Origin of the sequence: Lentibacillus songyuanensis, assembly GCF_039548255.1 — a bacterium.
Lineage (GTDB): Bacteria > Bacillota > Bacilli > Bacillales > Amphibacillaceae > Lentibacillus_C > Lentibacillus_C songyuanensis.
In genome coordinates, this window is sequence record NZ_JBCLVH010000034.1 from 24,177 (window position 1) to 31,047 (window position 6,871).

A 6,871-nucleotide genomic window follows, 5' to 3' on the forward strand; every position below is an offset into this window, starting at 1 on the left:
GAAATGAAACGTTCAAAATTTTAATTAACCTCATTTAGCAAAATATATAACATCATTCAGGAAGTGACAGGTACCTTCACACATACATGTTGTTTATTTTGTATCCAAAAATTGACTTCCCGCGATGCCCGGAGTAGTCATTTCACGCGGATCCAAAATGATATCCAATTCTTTATCTGACAATAGGTCGTGCGCCTTGCAAATTTCTTTGATCGTCAGCCCTGTTTCGATCGCCTGTTTGACGACTTGTGCAGCTGTTTCGTATCCTAAATGTGGGTTCAATGCAGTTATGATACCGTAACTTTCTTCCACATACTCCCGGCACTGCTCCACATTGGCTTCCATTCCGCTGACTGCATAGCGTGTAAATACATCCAACCCGTTTCTCATAACTTTTAATGACTGCAGCAGATTAAGGATGATGACTGGACCCATGACATTTAATTCAAACTGCCCCGCTTCTGAGGCCATGCTGATCGATTGGTCATTGCCCGTTACCTGAAACGCAACCTGGTTCACTACTTCAATCATGACCGGGTTTACTTTTCCCGGCATAATAGACGAGCCAGGCTGTTTAGCTGGAAGATTGATTTCCCGAAATCCCGTCATCGGTCCGGACGCCATCAAGCGAATGTCATTGCAAATTTTGGACATGTTAAGTGCCGACACCTTCAATGCCGCTGATAACGTCGTATATCCATCCGTGTTTTGTGTTCCATCGACCAAATTTTTCGCCAAATGCACCTTTACACCAAGCTGTGCGGACAATTGTGCCGTAACCTTGTCAATGTACTCTGGCTTGGCGTTAAGGCCTGTCCCAACAGCAGTTGCCCCCATATTAATAGTCAACATTTCTTCCGCTGCCTGCGCAATTCTTCTCATATCCCGGCCAACCACCTCAGAATAAGCACCAAATTCCTGGCCCAAGCGAACTGGAACAGCGTCTTGCAAATGTGTCCGCCCCATTTTCAAAACATCCTGAAATTCATTTTCTTTATTGATAAATTCCTTTTTCAACGCAGTCATGGTCGTGGCCAATTCCTGAGCCATGCGGTAAGAAGCAATTTTTAAAGCTGTTGGTATCGTATCATTTGTCGATTGAGACATATTTACATGCGTATTTGGCGAACAGAAATCATAATTCCCTTTTTCTCTTCCCAACATCTCCAAAGCGCGATTGGCCAACACTTCATTCATATTCATATTAATGGAAGTACCTGCTCCACCTTGAATCGAATCGACGACGAACTGGTCTAGTAATTTACCTGCGATTACTTCTTCTGCGGCTTTCACAATCGCCTTTCCAATTGGTTCAGGAAGCATATCTGTATGCATATTCGCTAATGCCGCTGCTTTTTTCACCTCTGCAAGCCCAAGAACGAGCTCTTTATGTACAGGGATTTCCGTAATCGGAAAGTTTTCCAAAGCCCGTACCGTCTGCACCCCATAATAAGCATCTTTTGGGACTTCTTTCATTCCTAAGCTATCTTTTTCCATTCTCATGTGCATGTCATGATGCTCCTTTTTCTTGTTCCATTTCATCCTAGTTTGAATTCTTGTTAATAGACATTGAAAGACTAACGCAAAAGGGTTTTAATGTCAACAAAATGGAGTAAATACACAAAAAGCGGATGGGGAAAGTATTAGGAAGATATTCAAACAAACCCGGAGCTGTCCTCATTAATTACAGCTTTTCTTTACACAATTAAACAGTTGTTAAACAATCTGACCCTTTATTTCAAGATCGGACGCTGATCTTTGTTCCAGAATCGCACCCATGGAATGTGATACTTGAATTTTTATACTTCTTCTAAAAACTTTCGAATTTGTTTAGGGGTTCTTAAAATGATAATTTGTTTTTCTGTAGATAATGGTGCTAGCTTCTTTAAAATTTCTGGTCTTTTTGCTTTCGGGTAATTCCATATCCATTTTAGAAAGCCGAAATCTAACCTTTCCGCACACCCCTCTCCCATATCTGGTCTAGTTTTATTTCTGTACTGCAACATTCTTTTAAAGGCGCGATAAACACAGATTGTTCGATGGACATCAAGGAAGATTATTGTATCTGCCGCACGAAGCCTTATATCCATCGTTCCACCATAATTTCCATCAATAATCCATTTTTCATTTTTAACTAACTCATTTTGTATCTCCCATTGTTCATTCCTTGGAACACCTACCCAATTTGGCTTCCAAAATAGGGCATCTAAATGATATACCCTTAATTTTAGCTTGACTCCTAATTGTCTGGCCAATGTTGATTTTCCCGAGCCTCCTGATCCAATTAGGATAATTTTTTTCATAAAACCCCGTCCTTCTTCAATAAAATGAAACTTCATTCAGTGGGGGCTTCCATTTTTACCCCACTGTAGAGGAACAAAGGCTAAGTTCTCAGGCGTCTGAGTTGCAACGCCTTTGTGACCTGCATCGTGCAGACCCAAACATAATCAGACCTTTGTTATGCAGTTGTTCCCACTTATCTTTTTTGTTCCGTCCTAAAATCTTAAAGTGGGGGTCTTACTGCCCGCTAAGGCGGGATAAAATGGTGAAATTCTGGCACAACGTTATTCGATTATCATGACCTTTGGCTGTTATTAACACTATCTTTCTTTTTCTTTTCATTCCACTTATAGGGTGTTTTTGTCCACTCCCAAAAAATATAAAACAAATAGAAAAAAACAGAAAATCCAGCATTATTTATCCAATGAATCTCGCTATTAAAAATCAATTGCTTTACGGTTAAAAACGCAAACACAGCTATTGGTAATCCAATATCCTTTTTAAACATACTACGCCTCCAAATGTCTGCAAACTGTTGCGGTTTTAGGGAAGGGGCCCCGATTGACAAAAAAGCGCATGTCATCCCAACAAATAAATCACAATCAATGCGTAAATACTAAAATCAACAAACTAATGACAAATAGAACGTATGCAATCTGTATGATGATGTACATGCTGAATTCAAAAGTTGAAAGTTTTCTTTGTTTTTTCGTTTTTTGTAAATGCCGTAAATAGAAAGCTGCACTAATAATAAGTATTATGTAAGAAATGATACGCAACATTTCTGCAAAAATGATCAAGGATATCAACTCCTTCCCTTTGCACACTGTTGTCATTAATCCCCAATAACCTGCTAAAGTGGCGTTTCTTGCAGTCACTATGCAGGTTATTAAAAACGTAAATGGATACGGATTATTCAACCAAATGCCCCAATTCCGGAAGAGTATTTATCCCGGATCATTGTTAACAGCATAAGGTATCTACTATTATTACTCCATCCATTCCACAAAAATTGTTTTAATTTGAGCGGGATTTGATTCCAGAACCGTACCATCGAATGTTACATTTACTTTATCCCCAACCTGAAACGCTTGTGCATGATTTACGGAAAGATCAACCAATACACGCCCCTCTGCAATACTTCCTTCTTCAGCATCAACAAGTGCCTTCTGACCGTTAATTTCCTTGATTGTTCCCTTAAAACTTGCTCTTACTTCGCTTTTGTCATTGGTTTGATTATCGGTGGAATGACAAGCAACGAGCAGACTACTTATTAAGATGAATAAAATAACCTGTTTCATATAATTTTATCACCATTCATACGTTAGTAAGCTATGATTTAAAGTTGGTATGTATATTAGCGCTCATCCTTATCAGCGCTAAATGCCATTTTGCATCTAATCCATCTCAAGTATTTGAATAAACTTTTCAACCTCTTCATCGTCACCAGGGTCAATGGATACTTGATTTGTATTTTCAATCAGTTTTTGATACGTATCCTCACCAGCAGGATTCTCGCCATCCCAACGTTTCGGAACTTCATACACATTGATTGTTCCATCTCCGTTGCTGCTATAAGTCACCACGCCATCCACTAAGCGTGTGCCTGACAGCTGAACAACATCTTCCGGATAATCGGCACTCGTCTCATCATTCGGATTAAGTGGTTCACCAGCCGGTATCTGGTCCGCATACAATTTATCTATCTCCTGGTTCGGACCAAGCTGCAACCACACACGGGCATATTCTATTTCATCAGAAGAATAGCCTGACAATGCGTCCTGCTCTTTGCTTGTAGATTGATCATTTGAATCATTATTTTCTTCTGAGGCTGTATCATCATCGTCGGTATTCTCTGATTCTGATGCAGATGCCGAATGATCTTCATTTTTGCCTGGAGAATCATTTTCTTCTGAACTATCTTCTTCCTTTCCAGTTTGCTTCTCTTTTTCCTTATCATTGCTTCCACTTTGTTCCGCATCATTACCGCAAGCCATGACCACGAATGATGTGGTTAATAAAATAGCTACGAGCATGAGTATTTTTCTCATAATTCATATCCCCTGTCATTTTTTCATCGTATAATTTCTGCTATCGTTCGGCCCGTTTTCCCGATCAATTAGCACCTGTTCTCGATCGCTTCGCACTTATTCTCGATCGGCTTACCTTTACTCCAAAGAAAGACCAATGACCTACTCCTCTGTCGGTAAATAGCGGAAAGTTTTCCTGCTGTTTTAAGCAAGGTCTTTAGGTCGATCTGGAATCTTATTCTCCCCTACTGAAAAATATGCGTTTACTTTTCAACGAAACTTGCACTGTTGCTTTAAATAATCCAATCTAATTATTATTGTACATGAATGTGAAGTTTTTTTCTTCAAAAAAATACGGCTATTTCGATATAAATTTTACAACGAAAATAAACCTCTAGCACATCTGAAGTGCTAGAGGTGTAATCATACGAGCATTGCTGCTGGAAAGCAATAAATTTTGTTCAATCATTACAATGTCCAGCGAATTCATTTTCCTTTCTTTATTAGCTAGAAGGAATGTTGCTATTCACAACACTCCTTCTTCAATCATTTTAAGTTTTTGATGATGTATACCATAGCCCCCTTAACTTAACCCGTTACTATTATAAATTCCTTTTGTTTTTAGACAAATCGGCAAGAAGCATTACCTCTGACCCGATGGTACATAAATGCCTTCTATTCATTCCAGTTCTTCTATCTTCGTCTCGTCTCTTTTACGAAAAACGCATCTTTTATAATCCGATTACTTCTTTTGCTTGTGTTTCTTCCGCTTCCGAAACAGTTATGACAAAACTGCCGACAATACAGATGACGGTATTCAGCAGGAGTCCCCATAATCCGTTGGAAACTCCAAGAATCGAAACGCCAAAGATTGTCATCAGTGAGGCAACCAATGTACCTGCAGCCATACCAGCAAAAACAATTTTTGCTTGCAGACGGTTCCAATATAATCCAAGAATCAGGCCTGGTGCAATTTGGATCAGTAACTCAAACTTCAAGATAAAAATTTCATAGAGCGTAGCGGGTGGGAACCAGGCAATGATAATCAAAACAGCTACCGCAACGACACCTAAGAGTTTACCGACAAGTAGTTTTTTATGCTGGGATGCCTTCGGGTTAATATAGTTCCCGTATAAATCATTGGAAATAATTGATGAAAATGTCAGTAATACGGAATCGGCGGTAGACACAATCGCTGCAATTACTCCACCAAAAAGGAGAATCATGGCCCAGTAAAAAATCACATGTTGACTTGCAATACCGCTTGCCATCATTCCTACCAGCTGCTCGGAATCACCCGTAGATAAATTTGGAAAAGCATTAATGCCAATAATTCCAATAATAAACACAACCCCGGCAGTTACAAACGGCATCCACGCCATTCGGCTGAAAGATTTTTTTAGTGTTTTTTCACTCTTCGCGGCGAATATCCGTTGAATCGCATGCGGATAAACCGCAGCACCAATTCCGATCAACACAAGCAGACTGAACCAGTTTACGATACCTGGTGCATCGGGTATTCCTAATTTCTCAGGCGAATACGCTTGCATATAGTCTGCAGATGTTGGTAAGCCACCAAAATAAATGATAGATCCAATCAAAAGCAAAAAGATCCCAACTAGCAAAGCAATTCCTTGCATCGTATCCGTATAGGCAACAGAGCGCATCCCGCCAAGCCATCCATAAATCAACATGATAACGACAAAGAAGATAACACCCACCTGATACGGAATCGTCCCTCCGGTCAATCCGGAGACTCCCTGGCCGATTGCTACCAATTGTTCAAGCAAGTAGTTACCTAACCCATAAAGCATGAGCAAAGATGCCAAAATGGTAACAGCTTTCGATTTATATCGCTTTTCAAACCACTGGGCAGGCGTGATTAATTTATATTTCTTCCCTATGGAATACAAGCGGGGAGCGAATAAAAGATAGGCCATGATAATCATAATGAAATAAGGGACAGATACTAAGTATTCAAATCCTTGACGATAAGCTGTAGCCGGATAACCCACAACTGTATTCCCGCTATATTGCGTTGCAAAAAAAGTGAAAAACAGAACCATGACCCCGAGTCCTCGTCCACCAAGATAGTACTCATCCAGACTTTCATGTACATTTCTGTTTTTCAGGTAAGTCACGACACCGATTCCAAGCATAAGCAAACCATATGCCAACAAAATCAAGACACCTGACCAACCCGAGAAAGCCAAATCCATACCTAATTACCCCCCTTCATGTCATCTTTTTCATTTTCTTCTTCTATCATCCAGTGATAGCGAATGGCATAGGATAAAGAAGCCGATAACAGGATGGACGCAATAATAATAATGATGGCCCATAGCGGTATTCCGTAAATTAGAATTTCACCAAAGCTTTTTGGAAAATACCATGGGGTGATTAACGCCAGTAAAATCCCGAATACAATCCATATTTTTCCGTTTTTAATCGGCTCCTTTTTCGATTGCTGCATACCTGTTCCTCCCTCGTATAATAAGTTTCAGAAATTGATTTTCTTGCTCTTTGACAATTAAATAATACTTCTTCACTACTTATTAGAA

The 6,871-nt window shown here is 39.8% G+C and carries 7 protein-coding genes; all 7 read right to left on the reverse strand.

Going from position 1 to position 6,871, the window contains the following annotated elements; translation table 11 throughout:
- Window positions 1–93: 93 nt before the first annotated feature.
- The 7 genes from WMZ97_RS20515 to WMZ97_RS20545 all read right to left on the reverse strand — a co-directional run bounded on the left by WMZ97_RS20515 (window position 94) and on the right by WMZ97_RS20545 (window position 6,783).
- Window positions 94–1,509 (reverse strand): aspartate ammonia-lyase, encoded by a 1,416-nt coding sequence (locus tag WMZ97_RS20515; RefSeq protein ID WP_343273970.1) that lies wholly within the window; start codon window positions 1,507–1,509, stop codon window positions 94–96.
- A 290-nt stretch (window positions 1,510–1,799) separates the two neighbouring features.
- On the reverse strand, window positions 1,800–2,303 hold the full coding sequence (locus tag WMZ97_RS20520) for a DNA topology modulation protein (protein WP_343273971.1): 504 nt from the start codon (window positions 2,301–2,303) through the stop codon (window positions 1,800–1,802).
- Window positions 2,304–2,575: 272 nt separating this feature from the next.
- The gene (locus WMZ97_RS20525) at window positions 2,576–2,788 is read right to left on the reverse strand and encodes a hypothetical protein (RefSeq protein ID WP_343273973.1); all 213 of its coding nucleotides are present in this window, start codon (window positions 2,786–2,788) and stop codon (window positions 2,576–2,578) included.
- A 481-nt stretch (window positions 2,789–3,269) separates the two neighbouring features.
- Complete coding sequence (locus tag WMZ97_RS20530) at window positions 3,270–3,581, reverse strand: DUF3221 domain-containing protein (RefSeq protein WP_343273974.1); 312 nt, start codon at window positions 3,579–3,581, stop codon at window positions 3,270–3,272.
- A 96-nt stretch (window positions 3,582–3,677) separates the two neighbouring features.
- A complete protein-coding gene (locus WMZ97_RS20535; RefSeq protein ID WP_343273975.1) occupies window positions 3,678–4,331 on the reverse strand; it encodes a hypothetical protein in 654 nt (217 codons plus the stop codon).
- Window positions 4,332–5,041: 710 nt separating this feature from the next.
- Window positions 5,042–6,529 carry a sodium:solute symporter family protein gene (locus WMZ97_RS20540; RefSeq protein ID WP_343273976.1) on the reverse strand — a complete coding sequence of 496 codons (1,488 nt, stop codon included), beginning with the start codon at window positions 6,527–6,529 and terminating at the stop codon, window positions 5,042–5,044.
- 2 nt (window positions 6,530–6,531) lie between these two features.
- On the reverse strand, window positions 6,532–6,783 hold the full coding sequence (locus WMZ97_RS20545; RefSeq protein WP_343273977.1) for a hypothetical protein: 252 nt from the start codon (window positions 6,781–6,783) through the stop codon (window positions 6,532–6,534).
- Window positions 6,784–6,871: the final 88 nt, after the last annotated feature.

Excerpts from the sequence above, each read along its gene's own strand:
- WMZ97_RS20515 (WP_343273970.1), bottom strand. The coding sequence starts at position 1,509 with ATGCACATGAGAATGGAAAAAGATAGCTTAGGAATGAAAGAAGTCCCA.
- WMZ97_RS20545 (WP_343273977.1), bottom strand. The coding sequence starts at position 6,783 with ATGCAGCAATCGAAAAAGGAGCCGATTAAAAACGGAAAAATATGGATT.
- WMZ97_RS20535 (WP_343273975.1), bottom strand. The coding sequence starts at position 4,331 with ATGAGAAAAATACTCATGCTCGTAGCTATTTTATTAACCACATCATTC.
- WMZ97_RS20520 (WP_343273971.1), bottom strand. The coding sequence starts at position 2,303 with ATGAAAAAAATTATCCTAATTGGATCAGGAGGCTCGGGAAAATCAACA.
- WMZ97_RS20530 (WP_343273974.1), bottom strand. The coding sequence starts at position 3,581 with ATGAAACAGGTTATTTTATTCATCTTAATAAGTAGTCTGCTCGTTGCT.
- WMZ97_RS20540 (WP_343273976.1), bottom strand. The coding sequence starts at position 6,529 with ATGGATTTGGCTTTCTCGGGTTGGTCAGGTGTCTTGATTTTGTTGGCA.
- WMZ97_RS20525 (WP_343273973.1), bottom strand. The coding sequence starts at position 2,788 with ATGTTTAAAAAGGATATTGGATTACCAATAGCTGTGTTTGCGTTTTTA.